Annotated in this window: 25 protein-coding genes; 19 read left to right on the plus strand and 6 right to left on the minus strand. The window is 71.1% G+C overall.

Annotated features, from left to right (window positions below; genetic code table 11):
• Positions 1-85: 85 nt before the first annotated feature.
• Positions 86-2,194 (minus strand): phosphate acetyltransferase, encoded by a 2,109-nt coding sequence (gene pta / locus D7231_RS05560; RefSeq protein WP_120753785.1) that lies wholly within the window; start codon positions 2,192-2,194, stop codon positions 86-88.
• A gap of 352 nt (positions 2,195-2,546) precedes the next feature.
• On the opposite strand from pta, the gene D7231_RS05565 reads away from it, so the two are divergent.
• A complete protein-coding gene (locus D7231_RS05565) occupies positions 2,547-3,572 on the plus strand; it encodes an ATP-dependent 6-phosphofructokinase (protein WP_120753786.1) in 1,026 nt (341 codons plus the stop codon).
• 402 nt (positions 3,573-3,974) lie between these two features.
• On the opposite strand, the gene D7231_RS05570 is transcribed toward D7231_RS05565, so the two are convergent.
• The gene (locus D7231_RS05570) at positions 3,975-4,397 is read right to left on the minus strand and encodes a MarR family winged helix-turn-helix transcriptional regulator (protein ID WP_241999583.1); all 423 of its coding nucleotides are present in this window, start codon (positions 4,395-4,397) and stop codon (positions 3,975-3,977) included.
• A 165-nt stretch (positions 4,398-4,562) separates the two neighbouring features.
• On the opposite strand from D7231_RS05570, the gene D7231_RS05575 reads away from it, so the two are divergent.
• From D7231_RS05575 to D7231_RS05600, 6 genes are all read left to right on the plus strand, one after another.
• The gene (locus tag D7231_RS05575) at positions 4,563-5,072 is read left to right on the plus strand and encodes an allene oxide cyclase barrel-like domain-containing protein (protein ID WP_120753788.1); all 510 of its coding nucleotides are present in this window, start codon (positions 4,563-4,565) and stop codon (positions 5,070-5,072) included.
• A 32-nt stretch (positions 5,073-5,104) separates the two neighbouring features.
• Complete coding sequence (locus tag D7231_RS05580) at positions 5,105-5,722, plus strand: NAD(P)-dependent oxidoreductase (protein ID WP_120753789.1); 618 nt, start codon at positions 5,105-5,107, stop codon at positions 5,720-5,722.
• Between the two features lie 144 nt (positions 5,723-5,866).
• A complete protein-coding gene (locus D7231_RS05585) occupies positions 5,867-6,703 on the plus strand; it encodes a carbohydrate ABC transporter permease (protein ID WP_120753790.1) in 837 nt (278 codons plus the stop codon).
• Positions 6,704-6,792: 89 nt separating this feature from the next.
• Positions 6,793-7,224 carry a hypothetical protein gene (locus tag D7231_RS05590; RefSeq protein WP_120753791.1) on the plus strand — a complete coding sequence of 144 codons (432 nt, stop codon included), beginning with the start codon at positions 6,793-6,795 and terminating at the stop codon, positions 7,222-7,224.
• A gap of 8 nt (positions 7,225-7,232) precedes the next feature.
• Positions 7,233-8,201 carry an RAD23 family protein gene (locus D7231_RS36135; RefSeq protein WP_147449688.1) on the plus strand — a complete coding sequence of 323 codons (969 nt, stop codon included), beginning with the start codon at positions 7,233-7,235 and terminating at the stop codon, positions 8,199-8,201.
• 199 nt (positions 8,202-8,400) lie between these two features.
• On the plus strand, positions 8,401-9,057 hold the full coding sequence (locus D7231_RS05600; RefSeq protein ID WP_120753793.1) for a hypothetical protein: 657 nt from the start codon (positions 8,401-8,403) through the stop codon (positions 9,055-9,057).
• Here D7231_RS05600 and D7231_RS05605 read toward each other — a convergent pair.
• The 3 genes from D7231_RS05605 to D7231_RS05615 are packed head-to-tail and all read right to left on the minus strand — an operon-like array spanning position 9,047 to position 10,661.
• On the minus strand, positions 9,047-9,604 hold the full coding sequence (locus D7231_RS05605; protein WP_241999584.1) for a GNAT family N-acetyltransferase: 558 nt from the start codon (positions 9,602-9,604) through the stop codon (positions 9,047-9,049). The genes D7231_RS05600 and D7231_RS05605 overlap by 11 nt on opposite strands.
• Before the next feature lie 8 nt (positions 9,605-9,612).
• The gene (locus tag D7231_RS05610) at positions 9,613-9,834 is read right to left on the minus strand and encodes a DUF397 domain-containing protein (protein WP_120753794.1); all 222 of its coding nucleotides are present in this window, start codon (positions 9,832-9,834) and stop codon (positions 9,613-9,615) included.
• Positions 9,831-10,661: a helix-turn-helix domain-containing protein gene (locus tag D7231_RS05615; RefSeq protein WP_120753795.1), complete on the minus strand. Its 831-nt coding sequence runs from the start codon at positions 10,659-10,661 to the stop codon at positions 9,831-9,833. Before D7231_RS05615 ends, D7231_RS05610 begins: the two co-directional genes overlap by 4 nt.
• A 132-nt stretch (positions 10,662-10,793) precedes the next feature.
• Between D7231_RS05615 and D7231_RS05620 the strand changes: the two genes are divergently transcribed.
• The 11 genes from D7231_RS05620 (at position 10,794) to D7231_RS05660 (ending at position 22,738) form a co-directional block, all read left to right on the plus strand.
• Positions 10,794-10,991 carry a hypothetical protein gene (locus D7231_RS05620; RefSeq protein ID WP_120753796.1) on the plus strand — a complete coding sequence of 66 codons (198 nt, stop codon included), beginning with the start codon at positions 10,794-10,796 and terminating at the stop codon, positions 10,989-10,991.
• A 32-nt stretch (positions 10,992-11,023) separates the two neighbouring features.
• Positions 11,024-11,248, plus strand: coding sequence for a DUF6255 family natural product biosynthesis protein (locus D7231_RS38435; protein ID WP_422396682.1), 225 nt, complete (start codon positions 11,024-11,026; stop codon positions 11,246-11,248).
• Positions 11,249-11,261: 13 nt separating this feature from the next.
• Positions 11,262-11,393, plus strand: coding sequence for a hypothetical protein (locus tag D7231_RS38095; RefSeq protein WP_267470796.1), 132 nt, complete (start codon positions 11,262-11,264; stop codon positions 11,391-11,393).
• Between the two features lie 4 nt (positions 11,394-11,397).
• The gene (locus D7231_RS05625; protein ID WP_120753797.1) at positions 11,398-11,586 is read left to right on the plus strand and encodes a hypothetical protein; all 189 of its coding nucleotides are present in this window, start codon (positions 11,398-11,400) and stop codon (positions 11,584-11,586) included.
• 296 nt (positions 11,587-11,882) lie between these two features.
• Complete coding sequence (locus D7231_RS05630) at positions 11,883-12,878, plus strand: AraC family transcriptional regulator (RefSeq protein WP_241999585.1); 996 nt, start codon at positions 11,883-11,885, stop codon at positions 12,876-12,878.
• Between the two features lie 267 nt (positions 12,879-13,145).
• Positions 13,146-13,946, plus strand: a complete 801-nt coding sequence (locus D7231_RS05635; RefSeq protein ID WP_120753798.1) for an ABC transporter ATP-binding protein — start codon at positions 13,146-13,148, stop codon at positions 13,944-13,946.
• Between the two features lie 181 nt (positions 13,947-14,127).
• Positions 14,128-16,659, plus strand: coding sequence for an ABC transporter permease (locus tag D7231_RS05640; protein ID WP_120753799.1), 2,532 nt, complete (start codon positions 14,128-14,130; stop codon positions 16,657-16,659).
• 136 nt (positions 16,660-16,795) lie between these two features.
• Complete coding sequence (locus D7231_RS05645) at positions 16,796-17,062, plus strand: hypothetical protein (protein ID WP_120753800.1); 267 nt, start codon at positions 16,796-16,798, stop codon at positions 17,060-17,062.
• On the plus strand, positions 17,059-17,448 hold the full coding sequence (locus D7231_RS05650; protein WP_241999586.1) for a PIN domain-containing protein: 390 nt from the start codon (positions 17,059-17,061) through the stop codon (positions 17,446-17,448). The genes D7231_RS05645 and D7231_RS05650 overlap by 4 nt, the downstream gene beginning before the upstream one ends.
• A 190-nt stretch (positions 17,449-17,638) precedes the next feature.
• A complete protein-coding gene (locus D7231_RS05655) occupies positions 17,639-18,514 on the plus strand; it encodes an NAD(P)-dependent oxidoreductase (protein WP_120753801.1) in 876 nt (291 codons plus the stop codon).
• 45 nt (positions 18,515-18,559) lie between these two features.
• Complete coding sequence (locus tag D7231_RS05660; protein ID WP_199739306.1) at positions 18,560-22,738, plus strand: Pls/PosA family non-ribosomal peptide synthetase; 4,179 nt, start codon at positions 18,560-18,562, stop codon at positions 22,736-22,738.
• Positions 22,739-22,757: 19 nt separating this feature from the next.
• Here D7231_RS05660 and D7231_RS05665 read toward each other — a convergent pair whose 3' ends face one another.
• Positions 22,758-23,210: an RICIN domain-containing protein gene (locus tag D7231_RS05665; protein ID WP_120753803.1), complete on the minus strand. Its 453-nt coding sequence runs from the start codon at positions 23,208-23,210 to the stop codon at positions 22,758-22,760.
• 151 nt (positions 23,211-23,361) lie between these two features.
• On the opposite strand from D7231_RS05665, the gene D7231_RS05670 reads away from it, so the two are divergent.
• Complete coding sequence (locus D7231_RS05670; protein WP_120753804.1) at positions 23,362-24,150, plus strand: hypothetical protein; 789 nt, start codon at positions 23,362-23,364, stop codon at positions 24,148-24,150.
• Positions 24,151-24,174 lie beyond the last annotated feature (24 nt).

Consider the following 24,174-nt stretch of genomic DNA (forward strand, 5'->3'; position numbering starts at 1 on the left):
GGGGTCTCGTACGTCTACGTCTACGTCGGGGGTGGGGGCGGCGGCCGTACGGGTCCGGGCGGCGGTCCCGTACGGCCTACGGGCGTCAGACGGCGGGCGCGTCCGGCGCGGTTCCGTTCGTGCGCTCGCCCTGCGCCTGGATGGCGGAGATCGCGACGGTGGTCACGATGTCCTGCACCAGCGCGCCGCGGGAGAGGTCGTTGACGGGCTTGCGCAGGCCCTGGAGGACCGGGCCGACGGCGACGGCGCCGGCCGAGCGCTGGACGGCCTTGTAGGTGTTGTTGCCGGTGTTGAGGTCGGGGAAGATCAGCACGGTGGCTTTGCCGGCCACCTCCGAGCCGGGCAGCTTGGTCTTGGCGACCGCGGCGTCGACGGCGGCGTCGTACTGGATCGGGCCCTCGACCAGCAGGTCGGGGCGGCGCTCGCGGACGATCTCGGTGGCCTTGCGGACCTTGTCGACGTCCGCGCCGGAGCCGGAGGTGCCGGTCGAGTACGACAGCATCGCGATCCGCGGCTCCACGCCGAACTGCGCGGCGGTCGTCGCGGACTGGATGGCGATGTCGGCGAGCTGCTCGGCGTTCGGGTCGGGGTTGACGGCGCAGTCGCCGTAGACCAGCACGCGGTCGGCCAGGCACATGAAGAAGACGGACGACACGATCTGGGCGCCCGGCGCCGTCTTGATGATCTCGAAGGCGGGGCGGATGGTGGCGGCGGTGGAGTGCACCGCGCCCGAGACCATGCCGTCGGCCAGGCCCTCCTGGACCATCAGCGTGCCGAAGTAGGAGACGTCCGTGACCACGTCGTGCGCGAGCTCGACGGTCATGCCCTTGTGGGCGCGGGCCTTGGCGTAGATCTCGGCGAAGCGCTCGCGCAGCGGGGAGGTCTGCGGGTCGATGATCTGCGCGGCGGCCAGGTCGATGCCCAGCTCGCCGGCGCGCTTGCGGATCGCGGCCTCCTCGCCGAGCAGCGTGAGGTCGCAGATGTCGCGGCGCAGCACCACGTCGGCGGCGCGCAGTACGCGCTCCTCGGTGCCCTCCGGCAGGACGATGCGGCGGCGGGCCGAGCGGGAGCGCTCGATCAGCTCGTGCTCGAACATCATCGGGGTGACGCGGCTGGAGCGGGCCACGGCGATGCGGTTCGTGAGCTCCGCGGTGTCCACGTGCCGCTCGAACAGACCGAGGGCGGTCTCCGCCTTGCGCGGCGAGAACGCGTCGAGCTTGCCCTCGACGGCGAACAGCTCGGCCGCGGTCGGGAAGGAGCCGCCGGGGACGGAGACGACCGGGGTGCCCGGGGCCAGTCGGTCGGCCAGCGCCAGGATGTCCGGGCCCGGCTTCTCGTCCAGGGTCAGCAGCACGCCGGCTATGGGCGGGGCGCCGGCGCTGTGCGCGGCGAGGGCGCCGACGATCAGGTCGACGCGGTCGCCCGGGGTCACCACCAGGCAGCCCTCGGTCAGGGCGGGCAGGAAGGCCGGCAGCATGGCGCCGCCGAAGACGAAGTCCTTGGCGTCGCGGGCGAGGCCGGCGTCGTCGCCGAGCAGCACCTCGGCGCCCAGCTTGCGGACGATCTGCGCCACGGTCGGCGCGGACAGGCCGGCCTCCTCGGGCAGCGCGTAGCAGGGGACCGGCAGGCTCGCCGAGAGGCGCTCGCCGACGGCCTCACGGTCGGCCGGGGCCACCCGGTTCACGACGAGGGCGACGACGTCGCAGCCCAGGGCCTCGTAGGCGCGGTAGGCGTTGCGGGCCTCGGAGCGAACGGACTCCGCCGTCTGGTCCTGGCCGCCGACGACCGCGATCACCGAGGCGCCGAACTCGTTGGCGAGGCGGGCGTTGAGGGCGAGCTCGTCGGGGAGCGTCGAGCCTACGTAGTCGGTGCCGAGCACCAGCACGTACTCGTACTCGCGGGCGACCGCGTGGAAGCGCTCGACCAGCTGCGAGACGAGCTCGTCCGTGCCGCGCTCGGCCTGGAGCGCGGAGGCGTCGCCGTAGCTCATGCCGTACACCGACTCCGCGGACTGGCCGAGCCGGTAGCGGGAGCGCAGCAGGTCGAAGAGGCGGTCCGGCCCGTCGCCGTGCACCAGCGGGCGGAAGACGCCCACCCGGTCCACCTGCCGGGTGAGGAGCTCCATGACTCCCAGCTCGATGACCTGGCGCCCGTCGCCCCGGTCGGTCCCGGTCACGTACACGCTGCGCGTCACGCGTGCTCTCCTTGCTCCATCGCCGTGTTCTTCGGTCTGTGGTTTTTGGTCCGCGGTGCTCGGTCCGCGTTGTTCGGTTGTTGCTTCGGCTTCGGCTCCGGCGTGTTCCACGCCGTGGGCTTCGGCTTAAAAATTACCCGTTATGGTGGGCTTGACCTCTTGACAATACCTGCGCCCCTGGATAAGGCGCGCGTCAGCAGGCGGGAGCGCACCGCAGGAGCGGAGGTCGGAAGCCGGCGCCACCCGGGGGTGTGCCGGTACCCATCGGACCGTGAAACAATCGGCCCGGCTCACATGTACCATCCCCTTACCCCGGGTAGGGGGGACCCCAGAGCAGGAGACACAGCACGCGATGCGCATCGGAGTTCTCACCGCAGGCGGCGACTGCCCCGGCCTGAACGCTGTCATCCGCTCGGTGGTGCACCGCGCGGTCGTCGGCCACGGCGACGAGGTCATCGGCTTCGAAGACGGCTTCAAGGGCCTCCTCGACGGCCGGCACCGCAAGCTCGACCTGGAAGCCGTCAGCGGCATCCTGGCCCGCGGCGGCACCATCCTCGGCTCCTCCCGCCTGGAGCGCGCCCGCCTCCGCGAGGCCTGTGAGAGCTCCAAGGAGCTCGCCCGTGAGTACGGCATCGATGTGCTCATCCCGATCGGCGGCGAGGGCACGCTGACCGCGGCCCGGATGCTGTCGGACGCGGGCCTGCCCGTCGTCGGCGTCCCCAAGACCATCGACAACGACATCTCCTCCACGGACCGCACCTTCGGCTTCGACACCGCCGTCGGCGTCGCGACGGAGGCCATCGACCGGCTCAAGACCACCGCCGAGTCCCACCAGCGGGTGATGGTCGTCGAGGTCATGGGCCGGCACGCCGGCTGGATCGCCCTGGAGTCCGGCATGGCCGGCGGCGCCCACGGCATCTGCCTGCCCGAGCGGGCCTTCGAGGTCGACGACCTCGTGAAGATGGTCGAGGAGCGCTTCGCCCGCGGCAAGAAGTTCGCCGTCATCTGCGTCGCCGAGGGCGCCCACCCCGCCGAGGGGTCGATGGACTACAAGAAGGGCGCCATAGACCAGTTCGGCCACGAGCGCTTCGCCGGCATCGGCACCAAGCTCGCCGGCGAGCTGGAGCGGCGCCTGGGCAAGGAGGCCCGCCCGGTCATCCTCGGCCACGTCCAGCGCGGCGGCACGCCCACCGCGTACGACCGCGTCCTCGCGACCCGCTTCGGCTGGCACGCGGTCGAGGCCGCGCACCGCGGTGACTTCGGCAAGATGACGGCCCTGAAGGGGACGAACATCGAGATGGTGCCGATCGCGGATGCGGTCACTGAGCTCAAGCGGGTGCCGGAGAGTCGGATGGACGAGGCGGAGTCCGTCTTCTGACGCGCCCTTCTCCGCCTTTCCTTTAGCGAGGTTTACGAGGCCCCCGTCGACTGTCGGTCGGCGGGGGCCTCGCCGTGGTGGCTGGTGCCGGGCCGGGGGCTCCGGGGCAGGGGTCCGGGACCGTATATTTACGGGCCCCCCGCACCGTCGCCTTGCCCCTCGTCCGGCCCGCAAATACACGTCAGCGTCCCGGACCCCTGCCCCTGCGCCCCCGGCCCTCCCGCCGGATGGGAGCCTCCCGCCGGGTTTCCTGATCCGTCGGGGGGTGGCCTTTCTGTCGGGCGGAGTGCGGGGTACTTGGCTGCCGGAGTCGGCATGGCGGCGCCGGCGGTCTGCGGATTCGTGGGCTGTTCGCCACGACGGGGCGCGCCACCGCGGTGGGGGCGGCGGAGCCGACGCGCTTCACCCCGCGTCGCGTAGCGTGCGCAGGATTCTTTCCAGTGCGCGGCGGTCCGTCGCTGAGAGGCGGCCGCTGACGTGCGTGCGCAGGTGCGCGAGGTGCTGCTGAAGGGCGCGGTCCAGCGCCTTCTCGCCGGTCTCGGTGAGGACGGCCAGCGCGGCCCGCCGGTCGGCCGGGTCCGGTTCGCGGCGGATCAGGCCCGCCTCCTCCATGCGGTCCGCGAGCCGGGTGAAGCCGCCGGAGCTGAAGGCGACCGCGGCTGCCAGGTCGCTCATCCGCAGGGCGTGACCGGGCGTGCGGCCGAGCCGCAGCAGGACCTCGAACCAGGTGTCCGGGACCCCCAGGTCCTCGTGGACCAGTGGCTTCAGGCGGCTGAACGCCTCTACGAACAGTCCGTACAGCGTCACGTCGTCGTCATGCAGCATGTGCTCCTTCACCCGACCAGGGTCCCAGACCGCCGCCCGTACCGGCAGAACTTTCCCTTGCAGTATCTGCCGCAGCAGACATATTGTCTGCTGCGGCAGATATTTCACCTGCCACGGATCCGCACGCAAGACCCGTACGCTCGTAAACAGGCTGGAGTACGTCCCATGCGCAAGCGCACCCTTCCCGCCCTCGGTCTCACCGTCGCCGCCGCCGGTGTCATCGGTGCCGCCCTCGCCATGAGCCCGGCCACCGCCGGTGCCGCCACCGCGTCCTCGGCCGGCCCGCGGACCGTCTCCTTCGAGGCCGTCGAGAAGGGCACCTCGGTCAACTTCGTCGACGTCGCCCCGTCCGACTCGGCCCTCGGCGACCAGCTGATCGGCACCGGTGACCTCGTCGGCGCCGACGGCCGCACCCTCGGCACCAGCAGCTTCCAGGGCATCTCCACCGACGCCAAGCCGCGCACCGCGGAGATGCTGACCTTCGTCTACGACCTGGGCGACGGCAACAAGATCACCACGTCGGGCACGGCCCGCCTGAACGCCAAGGGCCCCGTCTTCGACGAGCAGTTCGCGATCACCGGCGGCACGGGCAAGTACAAGAACGCCCGCGGTCAGGTGCGCGTCCTCCAGGAGACCGTGGAGCGGGCGAAGGTCACCTTCGACATTCAGCTCTGACCGTTCCGCTGTACTTCTGGGAGATGCTCCGTATGAACGCCCCGCTCAAGATCGTTGTTCTCGGCGCGACCGGCATGGCCGGCAGCCGCATCGCCGACGAGGCGGTCGCCCGCGGCCACGCCGTCACCGCCGTCGCCCGCCACCACGACGCGCAGGCCCCGGCCCGCCACGGCCTGAACCGGGTGACCGCCGACGTGGCCGCCTTGGACCTGCCGTTCGACGGTGCGGACGCCGTTGTCAGCGCGCTCCCCGCGCGTGCCGTCCTGCCGCTGCTCCCCGCGCTGGTCGCCCGGGCCGCGGGCCGTCGCCTGCTGTTCGTCGGCGGCGCGGGCAGCCTGCGCCTGCCGAACGGCGAGCGCGTCATCGACCAGCCCGGCTTCCGCGAGGAGTGGAAGCCCGAGGCCTCCGCCCACGTCGACCTCCTCGACGCGCTGCGCGCCCTCCCGGACGACGTGGACTGGACCTTCCTGAGCCCCTCCGCGCTCTTCCTGCCCGGCGAGCGCACCGGCACCTTCCGCCTCGGCGCCGACGACCTGCTCGCCGAGGCCGACGGCACGTCCCGCATCTCGGCCGAGGACTACGCGGTCGCCCTGCTGGACGAGATCGAGAGCCCGGCGCACCGCCGGCAGCGCTTCACCGTCGGCTACTGAGGGGCTGAGGGGGATGTGGGGGGCTGAAGGGATTGAGGTGCGGAGGGGGCGCCTCACTCCCGGGCCGCCTGCGGGTCCGGCCGCTGTCACCGGGTAAGACGAAGGGGAGGCCGCACCACTCCGCATTCCCCGCCCGGAGGTGCCATGCGCCCGCTCCTCGCCCGTCGCACGCGGCGCCGGCTGGCCGCCGACGCCGCGCTGCTCGTCGTGGTCGCGGCGTTCGCCGTGCCGCTGGTCTGGCTGCTGCTCGCGTCCGTGGACGCAGGGGCGGGGCTCTCCGTACGGGTGCCGGAGCGGGCGACCGCGGAGAACTTCTCCGCGGTGCTGACGGACGAGATCACGTTCACGCCCATGCTCAACAGCCTGCTGCTCTGCGGCGGCGCGACGGCCGTGACGATCGTGTGCGCGGCGCTCGCGGCGTACCCGCTGTCGCGGTTCCGGTCCCGGCTGAACCGGCCGTATTTGCTGGGAGTGCTGTTCACGACCTGCCTGCCGGTCACGGCGATCATGGTGCCGGTCTACGGGCTGTTCGTACGGGTCGACCTCGTCGACACGCTGTACGGCACGGCGCTGTTCATGGCCGCCGCCCAACTCCCCTTCGCGATCTGGCTCATGAAGAACTTCATGGACGACATTCCGGCCGTTCTGGAAGAGGCGGCCTGGACGGACGGGGCGAGCCGCATGCAGGCGCTGGTACGGGTGATCCTGCCGCTGATGGGCCCGGGCGTCGGCGTCGTCGCGATCTACTGCTTCGCGCTGTCCTGGGGCAACTTCTTCGTGCCGTTCATGCTGCTGCTCTCGCCCGACCAGCTCCCGGCGTCCGTCAGCATCTTCACGTTCTTCGGCAATTTCGGGCAGGTGGCGTACGGGCAGCTCGCGGCGTTCTCGATCCTGTACTCGACGCCGGTGATCCTGCTGTACGCCCTGATCACCCGCCGCCTTGGTGGCGGCTTCGCCCTCGGCGCGGCGGTCAAGGGGTGACCGGCCGAATCCTGCGGCAGGCCGTTACCTCACCATTCACCGGGAGTTGTGCCCTGAGGATGTGTTGGTCAGTCGACAGGGAGGTGCCGGTGCTGACGGAAGCGCTGGAAGGTCTGGCAGCCGCGGGCGGCTCCGCGGTGGTGGGGGCGGCGGCGACCGACGCCTGGAACACGGCACGGGCAGGCGTCGCACGCTTACTCGGGCGCGGAGACCACGACCAGGAGCAGTATGCGATCGAGCGGCTCGACCGGACCGCCACCGAGATCGCCCGGGCTGCCGACGGCGGGCGGCAGCAGTTGCGCGACAAGTTGCAGAACCGCTGGACCGGGCAGCTGGAAATCCTCCTCGAAGAACATCCCGAGGCCGCGCACGAGCTGCGCGAACTGATCGAACGAGTAGAGGCCGAGCTGCCGTCGGCGCAGCAGTCCTGGGTGCAGAACAACACCGCGCAGGCAGGTGCGATCCAGTACATCACCCAGGGCGGCGACATCAATGTCGGCCGCGGCGCGACCGACGGCTGAGTCCCGGGATGAGCGACAAATCCCCCGGTGCGCAGCAGCGCAACACGGCGCATAACACCGCGCACAACACGGCGCACGACAGCGGGATTCAGTACATCACCAGTGGCGGTGACATCAACGTCTATCCGCCCGGCGGGCCCGCGGAGGGCGCCGGCAGTCGGCGGACGGCCGAACCGCAGGGCAAAGAGCGGCCCGCGAGGCGGCGGTTGGTCCTCCTCGCGGCCGCGGCAGCCGTCTCGGCCACCGCCACGGCGATCACTCTGGCTCTGCTGCCGTCATCGCCTGCCCGGACGAGCACGGCCGGAGGTTCCACTCGTGCCGCCTCTGGAGCGTCGGCGCATTCCACACCCCTTGCGACCCCTGCGTCCCCCAAGACATCGGTGGGCGGCCGGCCTTCTTCCGCCCCGGAAGCCGGGACGGAACGGCCTGAATCCGGGGCCGCGCCGAGTACGGTTCCGGGCCCGGGCCCGGACCAGGGGAAGGAGGCGGCTTCCGGGTCTCGCGCAGAAGACAGCCGGTCCGCGGCAGTACGCCGCGAAACGTGGAGTGAGTCCTACCCGGATGGTGCGGTGTGCGCCGCCGGCAATCGCTGGACGCCGGCGCCCGGGATGACGGGCGTCAGTTTCCAGCCCTGCACCTATGCGAAGAGTTTCTCCGGCAACGCGCAGTTCGGTATCACCGTATGGAATACGAGCAGCCGCCAAGTGGCCGTTGCCGTGTGGGTCGAGTACTGGATGACGAAGCGCCGGTACGACTGTTCGTCGCCGTTCCCTCAGGACCATGTCGTGATCGGTCCGGGGGAGACCTGGTCCAGCCCGCTGGGGAATTGCGTCCTGCCGGACATCAAGGGAGAGACGCACCGCGTCCAGTCCAGGGCGGGGGTGTCGGAGGAGGGCGGAAATCCGCGGAACTCCCGGCTTGAGTTCTCCCGCGGGGTCGACATCTACCCGGACGGCCGGGCGGTCCCCGTCCCCTGAACCGGCCGAAGCCGGCACCCCCGCGGGAACCGGGCGTGCGACCGGAGGCGGGTCCCATGGGAGGCGGGTCTCATGGTGCGTGAGCATGCCGGGAGTGCATAGCATGTACATGACGCGCTTGGTGCGGTCAAGGTGAGAACTCGCCATACCCGGCCCGCCGTTCCCCCGGGCCGGGCATTTCTGTGAGAAGGAAGAACACATGCATCGCCGCCGCTCGAAGGTCCTCTACGGGATATTGACTGCCGCACTGGGAATTGCGCTCACCGCCTGCGGTGGCAAGGAAGGCGGTAAGGAATCACCCGCTTCCCAGGAGGCTGCGGCGAAGGGCGAGAGCGGCAAGCGGAGCCCGGCCGCGAAGGTGGAGTGGACCCCGGCGTTGACGATGGGCCAGCCGGCTCCGGGGCTGTTCGAGTCCGGAGCTTCCGGTGGCGGAAAGTTCCAGGTAGCGGCCACGAAGGTCGTCAAGGGAACCGAGAAGCAGCTGAAGGAGGGCCACTACATCGATGCCGATCGAACGCTGGAGGGCGGCACTCCGTACTTCGTGTACGTGACGTACACGCTGAAGGAAGGGAAGCCGAGCGTCGTCAATTCCGACCTCAATTCCGGTGCCGTGATCCTCGACGAGAACGGCGAAAAGGCGGCGGAGCGGCCCGTCGTCCACTCGGGCTTCGGCGAGGGTGGTTGCCCGGTGGGTCCGGTCTACATGAGCTGGGACATCGGCGAGAGCCGCACTCAGTGCTCGATCTACATCGCGAAAATGGGGGCGAAGCAGCCTGCCCGGCTCGCCTGGAGCGCGACCGCGACGACCGCCGACGAGTTCAAGAAGGGCGCGTCTTGGGCGTGGGTCACCCAGTGACAAGGTCAAGCACCATCACGTCATGAAGCGCGGCCCCGTCCCACGGGCGGGTTTCGCCGACCTTCCGGTACCCCCATGAGCGGTATGCAGCCTGAGCCGACTCGGCTTCGGGAAGGACGTTGAGCAGCACACGCTCCACCCCGGTGCCTTCGAGGACGACGTCATGCAGCCGCCGTGCGATGCCATGCCCGCGCCAAGGGGCACGTACGGCGAGCTCCATCAGCCCGAAGGTCCGCCGCCCGTCCTCATGGCGCACTTCCTCCGGAACGGGTACGAGTAGCTGGTCCCACCAGCGTGTACGCGCGCTGAGCGGATAGCCGTAGGCCATGCCTACGGGATCCCCGGCTTCCGTGCGTGCCAGGGCGCCTCGGAATGCGGGCTTACGGGTCTGGACGCGGAAGCGGCGGAAAGCCGCCGCGACGTCGCCCGGGGTCTCGTCGTAGGGCGGCTCGGCGAATGCCGAGGCGTAGACGCGGCGGAAAGCGTCCTCGGCCCGCGCCGCTGCCGCCCCGCCCAGGGGCTTGATGATGATCCCTTGCTCCTTCACGCGCTCCGTCAGGGCTGGAAGCCCCCGCCGCGCACCGCGGCCACGAACGACGACCACGCTTCCGGTCCGAAGGCCAGCGCCGGGCCGCCGGGTATCTTCGAGTCCCGCACGGGCACGATGCCGTGGGCGGTGGCGAGGGCCGGGGCCCATTCGACGCAGCCGCCGCCCCCGCCGTTGCTATAGCTGGACTTGGCCCATTCCGCGCCGGAGAGGTCCAGGGTGGGGCTCATGTCGGTAGTGCCTCCATCGCGTCTTCGAAGAGTTCCGCCGTCTGGGCCGGTGACAGTGCGTAGGCCTGGACGAGATCGTAGGCCCGCTCACGGGCGCGTACAGCCTGCGGATCTTCGAAGAGCGTGCCTGAGTCGATGCTCTCCTCGTAGGCGAACGCAGACCGGTCGTCCATCGTCAGCAGCGTCAATGCGCCACCCAGTAGTCCATGTTCCCCATGGGCGAATGGGAGAACCTGAACAAGGGTCGTGGGGGTGTCAACGAGGTCGATCAAAACGGCCAGCTGTTTGCGCATGACAGCGGGGCTCCCGATCGCGCGTCGGACCACCGCTTCGTCCAGCACCATCGAAAGATCCGGCGGTGTCTCCGCCTTCAGCAGCATCTGTCGGCTCAGCCGGGCTGACACCATCTCCTCGATCGCGTCCGGTGAGGACTTCGGATTGCTGATGCGGAAGAGGGCCCGCGCATAGTCCTCCGTCTGGACCAGGCCCGGCACGATGTGGCCGGCGTACTCGTCGATCACCCGCGCCCGCGCTTCGAGCTCCATGCGTCGGCGGTACTTGTCCGGGTGGATCTCATGCCGCGCAATCGCGTAAAGCCTCGCGAAGTGCTCACCCGTGCCGAAGACCTCGTCCAGCCTCCCCGGCAGATCCGGCGGCGGTACGTGTTCGGCCGTCTCGATGCGGGCCAGGTGGCTGCGGCTGTACCGGACGGCTTCGGCGAGCTTCTCCAGGGTCATGCCTGCTGCCTCCCGCTGTTGTCTGAGGTCGGCGCCGAAGAGGTGTCGGGCGGAACGGTCCGGTGTCAGCTTGCGCGGTGGTCGTGCCATCCCGGCAACTCCTTTTCTCAAGCGCCTGGTTGGGAATTGAATCCCTGGCCGAGCGTACGTACGTTCCGCGACGCTGGACGCGCAGACAACCACCACCCCCACCAAGGGGTGAATGTGACGGAGGCAAGTCGCGTGAGCGGACAGCAGCAGGTAGAGGACGGCGTTGCGCCGGGAGGAAGTTCGGGGCAGGCCGTCGACATGTCGAAGTGGTGCCTCCGTTGCGCCCAGCTGCGGGTCCGTTTCCACGGCGCCTGGCGCCTGGGCCGGACCGAAGAGGCCATGGCGCTGGACGCCGAGTTCGTGCGGCATCAGCAGGTGGTGCACTCATGACCGCCGTACGCGATGTCGCCGCGGCGACTCGTATGGCGGCGGGCCGCCTCCTGCCCAGGAGGTGCGCTCACTCGGCGGGCTGGTTCCGCGCGAGCGGCGTGGCGCGGTGCCCTCTGTGCGGTACGGAGCGGCACACGGCGTACGCGGCGCTGAGGATGCCGCTGCCCGACAGGGCACCCCGCCCGGCGTGGGGCTGCCCCCGCCTCGGCGCGCCGGGCGAGCGGCCGCCGCCTGTCACCACCACTCTTCGAGGATGAGAAAGGCGCCGGCATGGGAAAGAAGAACGACGACTGGGACCCGCAGGAGAACCAGGACGCCGTCACCGACCCCGACACCCGGGTGTCGCAGAACGGGGACGTCTGGGCGTCGAGCGCGGATGACGAGGAACGCGAAGGGAAGTGAATCCGTGATCCACGGCGAGAACCTGGCGAAGGACCTGCGACGTGATCACGGGTTCGTTCACGTCGGACGTACCAGGGACGGCAAGGCCGTGGTCATGCACAAGGGCGACCGGTGGACCGTCGTCCCCCTGCGGTGGCTCAACAACGACGCCGTGGACGCCATCAAGGCCAAGGCCGGGATCGGCCTCGTCTGACCGCAGCTGACCGCCGCTGACCGTCGCCGCCGGCGGTGTCCGAACACGCGAAGACCCCGCCGTCCGTCCGCGTGACGGCGGGGCGCCCCCGCGACGGGACCGGCCCTGGATGTCCCCCGTGAATCCAGGGCCGCACCCGCTCTTTCCCCCCGGCAGGGGCCCTGTCCCGAAACAGCTGTGGGGACCGGCCCTCGCCTTGACTGCGGACAGGGGCAACGGTACTAACGGGGCCATCCACCGGCTACTCGCCGAACGCGGCTCCTGTCCCCGATACGCGGACATCCGAGGGAAGCCTGATGACTGAACCACTGGGCCCGGAGGCCCCCGGCAACATGCGCACGCTCGTGCTCAGCAACGACCTCGACGAGACCAGGGAGATCATCAGCTCCGCGTACAGCCCGTACCAGCTCAGCGTGCTGGGCGATCCTAAAGAGTTTTCCGCGTGGTACGCGGAGGGCGGCTTTCCGGGGATCACGGTGTCGGGGTTGCAGTACGGGGCGGAGACCCTGGTCGCGCCGCAGCCCCTCGACTCGTACCTGCTGGTCTGCCAGCTGGTGCGGGGGCGGGTGCGGGTGTCGTCGCCGGGGCGGGAGGAGCGGGTCGTCGGCCCCGGGCAGACGTACGTGCTCGACCCGTACCGCTCCTTCCAGGTGCACTGGTCGCCGGGCGCGCGCATGACGACGGTCCGTCTCGACCGGGAGACCGTGGAGAAGGCGGCGGCGGACGCGCTCGGCGTCGAGGGGCCGTTACGGGCCCGCTTCTCGCTCAACGGGACGACGTCCGCGGCCGCGGCCCGCAGCTGGGCCGGGATCTCGGCCGCGGTGCACCGGGAGGTGCTCGGCGAGGGCGTGGCCCGCAGCAGCCCCCTGGTCGCTGGGCACCTGACGCAGTCCACGGCGGCGATCCTCATGCAGACCCATGAGCTGATCACGCAGGGCGTGGACGCGCAGCGGCCTGGGGAGGTCGCGCACCCCGCCGTGCGGCGCGCGATGGCGCTGGCCGAGGAGCGCGCCGACCAGCCGCTGAGCCTGGCCGATCTCGCGGCCGCCGCCCGGGTGAGCCCGCGGGCGTTGCAGGAGGCGTTCCGCCGGCACGTCGACACGACGCCGCTCGGCTATCTGCGCGAGGTCCGGCTGGGCCGGGCGCACCAGGAGCTGTCGGCGGCCCGCGGGGACGGTGACGTCACCGTGGCCGAAGTCGCCTACCGCTGGGGATTCAACAACCTCGGCCGCTTCGCCGGGTACTACCAGCGGCGCTACGGGCGCCCCCCGTCCCGCACGCTGCGGGCCTGATTCCTCCGGGCGAGCGGGCCTCCGGGCGAGCGGGCGAGCCGTGAGCTCCCTGTGCGTCCTGAGAATGACGGTGTCCGTCTGAGGGACTACGCGCGCACCCTCCCGCCCGCCTTTCAGACGTACGGACTTTCTGACCGTACGGCTGACGCCCGCCGCACACCGCGCGCCGAGAATTGGAGGAGTTGATTCCGGCCATTGCGTCCCCGGGGATTCCCGGCGCGGAGTAATGGCCGGACGCCCCTTCCCCCCGATTCCCGGAGGAGACCCGTGTCCCACGCGGCCGCCTTTCCCACGTCCCCCGGAGCCCCCGCCCGCGCGCGCGGCGGCTTCCCCGTCGCCGCCCGCGCCACCGGCCTGAGCAAGGTCTACGGGCAGGGCGACACCCGCGTGACGGCGCTGGACTCGGTCTCCGTGGAGTTCCGCCGCGCCGAGTTCACCGCGATCATGGGGCCTTCCGGCTCGGGCAAGTCCACGCTGATGCACTGCATGGCGGGCCTCGACACGATCTCGTCCGGCTCGACGCTGATCGGCGACACCGAGCTGAGCACGCTGAACGACAAGAGCCTCACGCGGCTCCGGCGGGACAAGATCGGGTTCATCTTCCAGGCGTTCAACCTCCTGCCGACCCTGACCGCCCTGGAGAACATCACGCTCCCCATGGACATCGCGGGCCGCAAGGCCGACGCGGAGTGGCTGGACATGGTGGTGAACACGGTGGGCCTCTCCGGCCGCCTCGCGCACCGGCCGAGCCAGCTCTCGGGCGGCCAGCAGCAGCGCGTGGCCGTGGCCCGCGCGCTCACCGCCAAGCCCGAGATCATCTTCGCGGACGAGCCGACCGGCAACCTCGACTCCCGCTCCGGCGCCGAACTCCTGGGCTTCCTGCGCGAGTCGGTCCAAGCCCTCCAGCAGACCATCGTCATGGTCACGCACGACCCCGTCGCCGCCTCGTACGCGGACCGCGTCGTGTTCCTCGCCGACGGCCGGATCGTGGACGAGATGCGCGAGCCGACGGCGGACGCGGTCCTGGACCGGATGAAGGCGTTCGACGCCAAGGGCCGTACGAGCTAAGGGCCGTACGAGCTGAGGAACGGCTCCGCCGTTCCCCCGCACCCCGACGACGACCCCGCACGGGCCCTCTCCGACCGCACGCCTCCGGCGCCCCGCGGCCGCCTCAGGCCGGCCCTTGACGAACCCCCGCCGCCCGCCCGGCCCGGCCCCGCAGGCGAGGCCCCCTCTCCCAGGACAGACCATGTTCCGTACCGCCCTGCGCAACCTCCTCGCGCACAAGACCCGGCTGATGATGACCGCGCTCGCGGTCCTCCTCGGCACCGCCTTCGTCTCCGGCACCCTCATCTTCAGCGACTCCGTCGGCGCCGCCTTCCGCAACAAGATGTCCAAGAGCCTCGACGACGTCGCGGTCTCCGTCACCCCCGGCGCCCCCAGCACCGAGAAGGAAGGCGCCCGGGCCCTCGACGACCGCGTGGTCGCCACCCTCCGCGCGCTGCCGGGCGTCGCCTCCGTACGCCCGTCCGTCGGCGGCGTCGCCGTGATCGCCGACAAGCAGAACAACCCGGCCGGCAGCGAATGGGGCAGCACCGGCACCAACTACGTACCGGGCAAGGACGGCAAGGACAGCCGCTACCCGATCGTCAAGGGCCGCGGCCCCGCCGCCGAGGGCGAGATCGTCCTCGACGAGAAGACCGCCGCGAAGACGGGTACGAAGATCGGCGGCACCGTGCGGCTCGCGATCGACGGGCCGGTGATGACCAAGAAGCTCGTCGGCATCGCCGAGACCGACGACCCGCGGGTGAGCGCCGGCGGCAGCCTCGCGCTGTTCGACACCGCGACCGCGCAGAAGCTCTTCGGCAAGCCCGGCGAGTTCAGCGACCTCGTCGTCTCCGCGAAGCCCGGCACCGACCAGCAGAAGCTCACCGCCGAGGTCCGCAACGTCCTGCCGAAGACCTTCGAGGCGCAGAGCGGGAAGCAGCTGGCGGCCGAGCAGTCGAAGATGATCGACAAGGAGACCAGCTCGATCCGCAACACCTTCCTGGCGTTCGCCGGCATCGCCCTCTTCGTCGGCGTCTTCATCATCGCCAACACCTTCACCATGCTCATCGCCCAGCGCAGCCGGGAGATCGCGCTGCTGCGCGCCGTGGGCGCCTCGCGCCGCCAGGTGGTGCGCTCGGTGCTCATCGAGGCGGGGCTGCTGGGCCTGGCCGCCTCCGCCGCGGGCCTCGTCCTCGGCCTCGGCGTCGCCACCGGCCTGCGCTCGGTGCTGAACGCGACCGGCGCGAGCCTGCCGGACGGGCCGCTGGTCATCGAGCCCGCCTCCGTACTGCTCGCCCTCGGCGTCGGCGTCGTGGTCACCGTCGTCGCCGCCTGGCTGCCCTCCCGCAAGGCCGCGAAGATCGCCCCGGTCGAGGCGCTGGCCACCGTGGAAGCGCCGCCGGCCGTCAAGAGCCTCGTCGTCCGCAACACCATCGGCGCCGTGCTCACCGCACTGGGCGTCGCGATCATGCTGTACGTCACGACGCTCAAGGACAGCGGCGGCCTGGAGACCGCCATGGCGGGCGCGGCCCTGACCATGGCGGGCGTCATCGTGCTGGCCCCGCTCCTCTCCCGCCCGGTCGTCCACCTCTTCGCCCGGGCGACGGGCCGGCTCACCGGCGTCAGCGGCAAGCTCGCCAAGGAGAACGCGCTGCGCAACCCGCGCCGCACCGCCGCCACCGCCTCGGCCCTGATGATCGGCCTCTCGCTGATCACCGGCCTGACCGTGGTCGCGGTCTCGTCCAACCAGGGCGTGGAGAAGATGGGCCAGCAGGACCTCACGGCCGACTACAAGGTCACCTCGGCCAACTTCAGCGGCCTGTCCCCGGACATCGCCAAGACCCTCGCCAAGGAGCCCGGCATCGCCGCCGCGGTCCCCATCCGCTCGGTCGGCTTCCAGTCGGACGGCGCGCCGGCCCTGGTCCAGGCCACGGACCCGTCGGCGATCGGCAAGGTGTCCTACGGCCGCTTCGTCAGCGGCTCGGCCACCGACATCCGCAACGGCACGGTCGCCGTCTCCGACGAGTACGCCCGGGACCACGGCCTGAAGATCGGGTCGACCCTGCCGATGTCCTTCTACGACGGCAAGAAGGCCGCCCCGAAGGTCGCCGCGATCTACGCGAAGAACGACGTCTACTCCTCCGTCCTGGCCACCTTCTCCCTCGTGGACCCGCACCTGGACAAGGTGCGCGACGACGAGGTGCTGGTGAAGGCGGCACCCGGCAGCGCCGCCGAGCTCAAGGACAAGATCAAGGAGACCCTGGGCGGCAACCCGCTCATGAAGGTGCAGACCCCCGAAGAGCTGCGCCGCGCCGAGGCGGGCAACATCGAGGACATCCTCTACCTGATGTACGGCCTACTGGGCATGGCCGTCGTCATCGCGGTCGTCGGCGTCGTCAACACCCTGGCCATGTCGGTCTTCGAGCGGACCCGGGAGATCGGGATGCTGCGCGCCATCGGCCTGGCCCGGCGCGAGGTCAAGCAGATGGTCCGGCTGGAGTCCGTGATGATCGCGATGTTCGGCGCGGTGCTGGGCGTCGGGGTCGGCATCTTCCTCGCCTGGTCCGGCGGCCACCTGGTCCGCTCGTCCTTCCCGCAGTACGAGATGGTCGTGCCGTGGGCACGGATAGCGGTGTTCCTGCTGATCGCACTCGCCGTAGGCGTCCTGGCCGCCCTCTGGCCGGCCCGCAGGGCGTCAAAGCTCAACGTACTGGAGTCGATCGGGGCGCAGTAGCACGCACCGGGCGGCCGGGCCGCCCGCCTCACACGGGAACCCCCGTCGGCCTCCGACACGGCCGACGGGGGTTCCCTGTGCCACGCAGTTCCGGAACGGCCCCCAGAGGGCGTATACGCGGGCGTATACTCGCTTCATGTCTGACGCCATGATCCGAGTCCCCGCCGAGGTGCGGGACCGCCTCGCCGTCATCGCCGAGTCGCGCGGCACATCCATCCGTTCCCTGGTGCAGGAGTTCGCGGAGTCCACACTCACCGCCGAGGAGCGTCGCGAACGAGCGGAAGCGGCGCGCGCCTACCTCGCTGAGCACTTCGGCGTCGAGGTGACGGACGAGGAGAGCGCGTCGATGGGCCGGAAGGTCCGTGAGGCCTTCACCCGGGAGCAGCGGAGCGCCGCTGCGTGATCGACCGGCACCACCTCGTTCTGGACAGCCCCACACTGGTTGCGTTGTCCGGCAACCGGCAGGTCTCCGCGCTGATTCATCACGCGTATTCCGAGCCGGAGACACGTCTGTGGGCGCCGGTCCTGTCGGTCCTGGAGGCGGACCGGGAGCACCCGGGGATTGCCGGGCACATCGGTCAGCTCGACGTCATCCACACGGTCGACTTCGACTACCCGGCCCTGCTGACAGTCGCGCGACTGCGCGAGGACGGTGTTCCGCCGGGAGTCGCCGCCGCAGTCCACGCCGTACGCAACCTGCCCGAGTGGGACGCGCAGGCGCTGATCGCCACGGTTGACCCGAAGCCGTACGCCCTGCTCGGGCTGCCCTTCCTCGATCTCAACCGCTGACACTCCCGCCCCTCTGCCCGCAGGCCATCCGGCGAGGGTGCACGCCTGCCACGCCGCCCACTCACCTCCAGGTAAGTGCCCACCTTTTTGTGCGTACTTGGCGTGGCGCGTCCCATCGGGAAATCTGATGGAGGCGCGCCACAGCCGTTTTCTTCTCGTACAGCCACCGCACAACTGGAGCCTTCCGCACATGAGTACTTCCTCTGCCTCCCCCGTTACCGTTCTCGGCCTCGGCGCCATGGGTACCGCCCTGGCCGGCGCGTTTCTGGCGAGCGGGCACCCCACCACGGTGTGGAACCGCACCCCCGCCCGGGCCGAGCCGTTGCTGCCGCTGGGGGCCGTCCGGGCCGGCGATGTCGCCGGTGCCGTGGAGGCGAGCGAGCTCGTGGTCGTCTGCCTGCTCGACTACGCGTCCGTGCGCGAGGTCCTGGACCCCGTCGCCGGGCGGCTGAAGGGCCGCACCCTGGTCAACCTCACCAACGGCACGCCGGAGCAGGCCCGTGAGGCGGCCGCGTGGGCGGCCGGGCACGGGATCGCGTACCTCGACGGCGGCATCATGGCCGTGCCCCCGGGCATCGGTACGGAGCAGGCGTTCGTCCTCTACAGCGGGTCGCGGGACGCGTTCGACGCGCACCGCCCCGTGCTGGAGCGCCTGGGCGCGGCGCACTTCGCGGGCACCGAACCGGGCCTGGCGGCGCTGCTCGACATCGCGCTGCTGAGCGGGATGTACGGGATGTTCGCCGGCGTCTTCCACGCGCTGGCGCTGGTGGACACGGCGGGCGTGCCGGCGGAGGAGTTCGCGCCGCTGCTCGGCACCTGGATCGGGGCGATGGCGGCGGGGATCCCGCACTACGCCCGGCAGATCGGGTCCGGCGAGTACGCCGACGGCGTCGTGTCCAACGTGGCGATGCAGTCGGCCGCCTTCGGCAACCTCCTCCGGGCCGCGGAGGACCAGGGCCTCAGCCCGGAGCTGATCGCCCCGCTCCAGCCGCTGATGGCCCGCAGGGTGGCCGAGGGCCACGGCCACGAGGACGTCGCGGGCATCGTGGAGCTCCTGCGGCGGTAGGCCTCGGGCGGTAAAATGGCCCACAGTAGTCCGATAACTCCCTGAATGTTCATGGCGTCATACGGCGAGCGGAGACGAGGAGAGGCGCCCCGGCGGGATCCGCCGCGGGAGGAAGCGTCGCGGGAGGAAGCGCCGCGGTCGTCGAGCCGCCCGGACGGGCTGCTGACCGCCGCCGCGGACGACGGTTCGGCCCGGTGGCGCGACGGCGAACGGCTGGAGTGCCTGTTCGAGGAGCGGTGCGACCGGCTGCGGGCCCAGGGGCGGGAGGACCGGCTCGCGGTGGACGCCGGCGACGTCACGCTGACCTACGCGCAGCTGGACGCGAGGGCCAACCAGCTCGCCCGTTTCCTGCTGGACCACGGCACGCGCCCCGGCGACCGGATCGGCCTGCTGCTCGACGAGGCCGTCGACGCCTACGTCGCGATGCTGGGCGTGCTGAAGGCGCACGCCGCGTACGTGCCGCTGGACGCCGGCTTCCCCGCGGACCGGCTGTCGTACATCGTCTCCGACGCCTCCGTACGGACGGTCCTCTCCCTCTCCCGCCTCGCGGACCGGGTGGCCCATCTCGCCGACGGCGCCGGGCTGTTGTACCTGGACCGGGTACGGGCCGAGGTGGCGGCGCAGCCGCGCGAGCGCCTCGGCGCCGTCGCCGCCGGACGACCCGGCGACGACCTCTGCTACGTCATCTACACCTCCGGCACCACCGGCCGCCCCAAGGGCGTGGCCATCGGGCACCCGGCCATCTGTAACTTCGTCCGCGTGGCCGCGGAGGTCTACGGCATCACCGGCGAGGACCGCGTCTACCAGGGGATGACCCTCGCCTTCGACTTCTCCGTCGAGGAGACGTGGGTGCCCTGGATGGCCGGCGCGACGCTGGTGCCCCGGCCGGCCGGGCCCGGGCTGCTCGGGGCCGAGCTGGACGCCTTCCTGCGGGAACGGCGGGTCACCGCGCTGTGCTGCGTGCCCACGCTGCTGGCCACGCTGGACGAGAGCGGCTCCGCCCTGCGGTTCCTGCTGGTGTCCGGGGAGTCGTGCCCGCAGGACCTCATCAGCCGCTGGCACCGGCCCGGCCGGCGGTTCCTCAACGTCTACGGCCCGACCGAGGCGACCGTCACCGCCACCTGGACCCTGCTGGACCCGGACCGCCCGGTGACGATCGGCGTCCCGCTGCCCACGTACGCGGTGGTCCTGCTCGACCCGCGGGAGAACGCCGCCCTGCCGCCGGGCGCGATGGGCGAGATCGGCATCGCCGGCATGGGGCTCGCCAGCGGCTACCTCAACAGGCCGGACCTGACCGACCGCGCCTTCGTCCCGGACTTCCTCGGCGTGCCCGGCAACCCGTCCGGCAGGATCTACCGCACCGGGGACCTGGGCAGGATCAACCCCCGCGGTGAGATCGAGCACCACGGCCGCATCGACACCCAAGTCAAGATCCGCGGCTACCGCGTGGAACTGGCCGAGATCGAGTCCGTCCTGCTCCGCGTCCCCGGAATCGCCCAGGCCGTGGTCACCCGGCACGAGGCCGCCGCGGGTTCCGCAGGCTCGGCAACCACCGTGGAACTGTGCGCCTTCTACACCACCCGCGAGGGCGCTGCCGTCGACCCCGACCACGTCGTCGCACAGCTGCGGGAGCGGCTGCCCGCCTACATGGTCCCCGCCTATCTCGAACCCCTCGCGTCGATACCGGTACTGCCCAGCGGCAAGGCCGACCGCAGCCGCCTGCCCGCGCCGAGCGGACCGCGCCGGCTCGCCGCGCAGCGCGACTACGCGGCCCCGGAGAGCGCGACCGAGCAAGCGCTTGCCGGGCAACTGGCCCGCGTCCTGGGCGTCGAACAGGTCTCCGTGGACAGCCACTTCTTCAACGAGCTCGGCGCCAACTCCCTCCTCATGGCGCACTTCAACGCCGCCGTCCGCGAACTCCCGGACCTGCCCGGCGTGTCGATGAAGGACGTCTACCTGCACCCCACCGTGCGCGACCTCGCCGCGGTCCTGGACCGGGCGGCACCGGACCGCGTACCCCACCACGTACCGGAACCGCCACCGGCCCCGGCGCCCCCGGTAAGCACCCCCCGCTACGTCCTGTGCGCAGCCATGCAACTCCTGGTGTTCCTGGTGTACGTGTGCCTCGGCTCGATGGCGCTGGACGCCGGCACCGCCTGGGTGATGCAGGGCAGCGGGTGGGCCGTCGTCTACGGGCGCGCGGTCGCCTTCGCCGCCGCCGTGCTGGGTGGGATGGCCCTGGTGCCGGTCGCCGCGAAGTGGGCGCTCGTCGGCCGGTGGACCGCGCGGCGCATCCCCCTGTGGAGCACGGCCTACGTCCGCTTCTGGTGCGTCAAGACCCTGGTCGTCGCGAACCCGCTGGTCCGGCTGTCCGTCGGCACGCCGCTGTACCCGCTGTACCTGCGGGCGCTGGGTGCCAGGATCGGGCCCCGCGCCCTGATCCTGACGCTCCGCGTGCCGGTGTGCACCGACCTGCTCACCATCGGCGCCGACAGCGTGATCCGCAAGGACACCTATCTCAACGGCTACCGGGCCCGCGACGGCGCCGTCGAGACCGGCGAAGTCAGCATCGGCGACGGCGCCTTCGTCGGCGAGCACAGCACCCTCGACATCGGCGCGCGCCTCGGTGACGCCGCCCAGCTCGGCCACGCCTCCTCGCTGCACACCGGTCAGTCCGTACCGGCCGGGCAGTGCTGGCACGGCTCACCGGCCGTCCCGGCACCGGCCGGCTGCCAGTACCTCACGGTCCCGCCGGCCCGCTGCGGCACCGTCCGCCGCGCCCTCCACTGCGTCTTCCGGCTGCTGATCGCGGTCGCCACCGTCGGGGCCGCCGACGTGGCCGTCGCCGCGCTGCTGGAGTCCAGGCCCTCCCTGCTGGCCCGTACGGTCACGGGGGCCGCCGGCCCGGACACCTGGGCGTACTACCTGCACGGCCTGGAGATCTCCGCGGGCACGGTGCTCTGCCTGGCCGTCCTCGGGCCGGTCCTCGTCACGCTCGTGTCGCGGGCGCTGTGCCGCCTCGTCCGGCCGGGCGCGGTCCATCCGCTGTACGGCGTGCAGTTCGCGCTCCAGCGCGCCACCGCGCGGCTCACCAACATCGTCTTCTACAACGCGCTGTTCGGCGACACCTCGGCCGTCGTGCACTACCTGCGCGCCCTCGGCTACCGGCTGAGACCCTTCGAGCAGACCGGCTCCAACTTCGGCATGACCGTCAAGCACGAGGTCCCCACCCTCAGCCGCATCGGCACCGGGACCATGGTCTCGGACGGGCTGTCCCTGATGAACGCCGAGTTCTCCAGCAGCTCCTTCCGCGCCGTCCCGGCCGCCATCGGCCGGCGCAACTTCCTGGGCAACGACATCGCCTACCCCCCGGGCGGCAGGACCGGCGACGACTGCCTGCTGGCGACCAAGGCCATGATCCCGGTCAGCGGCCCGCTCAAGGAGGGCACCGGCCTGCTCGGCTCGCCGCCCTTCGAGATCCCGCGCTCGGTCGAACGCGACCACGGCTTCGACGCCCTCGGCACGGGGGCCGAACGCCGGCGGCGGCTCGCGGCCAAGAACCACCACAACGCCGTCACCGTCGTCCTGTTCCTGACCGTCCGATGCCTGTACGTCTTCGGCCTGGTGCTGATCGCCATGCTCCCCATGGGAAACGACCCCATGCTGCACTGGGTGGAGACGGCCACCTCCATCGTGCTCGGACTCGCCTTCACCGTCGGCTGGTTCGCGCTCGTCGAACGGGCCGTGGTGGGCCCGCACGGGCTGCAACCCCGCTTCTGCTCCATCTACGACAGGGCGTTCTGGAGACATGAGCGCTACTGGAAGGTGCCCCCCACGGCCTACCACGCGGTCTTCAACGGCACCCCCTTCAAACCGCTCCTCTGGCGGTTCCTCGGCGTCCGCATCGGCCGCCGGGTCTACGACGACGGCTGCGGCATCATCGAGCGCACCCTCACCCGGGTCGGCGACGACTGCGCCCTCAACGCGGGCAGCACCCTCCAGGCGCACTCCCTGGAGGACGGCGTCTTCAAGTCCCGCCGCATCGCCGTCGGCAACGGCTGCACCATCGGCACCAGCGCCTTCGTGCACTACGGCGTCGTCATCGACGACGCCGCCCGCATCGACGCCGACTCCTTCCTGATGAAGGGCGAACACGTACCGGCCCGCACGCACTGGCGGGGAAACCCCGCGGCGGAACTTTCCGGCAGCGGCCGGCGCCCCTGAGGGCGGCGCCGCGCAGCGGTCACTCCGGCAGCCGCCCGGCCCGCTCCAGCCGCCACCACTGCCCGGGGCTGTCCGTGTCCTCGCCCTGCTGGACGTTGCCCCCGGGCTCCGCCGACCCGCCGGCGACCTCCAGCACGAGGCCGCTGATGTGGGCGACGAGGGTGACGGTGCCCGGGGCGTCGAGATGCTGCTCGATGAGCCATTCCTGGGCGCCGAAGTTGTTGGCCTTCCACTGCTGGACGTTGGCGCCGCTCTCCGTGCTCGCGTTCGCGACGTCCAGCCGCTTGCCGCTGGCGGCGTTCACGAAGTGGTGCAGGCCGCTGCCCTCGTGGACCGGGCTCACGTGCCACAGCTGGGCGGCGCTGCCGTCCTCCGCGCCCTGCCGGACGTTGGCGCCGCTGCCCTTGCGGCCGCCCTCCACCTCCAGCAGCAGACCACTGCCGGCGTTGCGTACGCGGTACGTGCCTTCCATGGTCCCCACGGTAACCGAAGTCGATCAAGCGTTCGAGATGTGATCGTGATGCGCGCCGAGTGTCCGGCGATGGGAAAGATATTGAACTTTTTACCTCGGCATGACTATATGTGGGGTCGCTTTCCGATCAATTTTCCGAGGGAACCCCTTCATGCGCCGCACCACCGTCCGCCGTACCGCCGTCGCCGCCTCGGCGCTCTCCCTGGCCCTGCTCGTGAGCGCCTGCGGCTCGGACAAGTCCGAGGCGAAGGACGAGACCAAGGACAAGGCCTCGTCCAGCGCCCCGGAGAAGTCCGGCGCCGCGGGCGGTGCGGGCGCGCAGTCGAAGGAGCAGCTGACCAAGCTCCTGCTCGCCGACGGCGAGCTCGCCGACCACAAGGTCTCCGAGATCGGCGCGTCCGACCAGGCCACCGCCAAGGCGATGACCAGCGACAAGGCCGAGTGCAAGCCGCTGTCCGACGTGATGATGCTCCAGGGCGCCGGTTCGCCCGCCGCGACGGCCGCCCGCAAGATCATGGCCAAGCCGAAGGGCCCGGCCGTGGGCGCGGACGCCTCGCCCGAGGAGAAGGTGAAGGCCGGCATGAAGGGCCTGGGCGCCCTGATCACCAGTGACCTCCTGGCTTCGTACAGCGGCAAGGGCGCCACGGAGGCCTTCGCCGCGGTCAAGAAGGCGGGCGCCGACTGCGCCGGCGGCTTCGCCATGGGCGTCGGCGAGGACAAGACGAAGATCAAGAAGGTCGCGCCGGCCACGTTCAGCGCGGGTGACGAGGCGGTCGCCTTCACCCTCTCCATGGAGGTCGAGGGCGGCAGCGACAACCCCACCCACCTCGTGGTCGTCCGCAAGGGCGACACGCTCGCCGGCTTCTACGCCATCAGCCTCACCGGTGCGAGCGAGCAGCCGAAGGCGATCGTCGACGCCCAGATGAAGAAGCTCGGCTGACGCCGGACGGACCCCGGTGCGGGA

The organism is Streptomyces klenkii, assembly GCF_003626645.1.
Classification (GTDB): domain Bacteria; phylum Actinomycetota; class Actinomycetes; order Streptomycetales; family Streptomycetaceae; genus Streptomyces; species Streptomyces klenkii.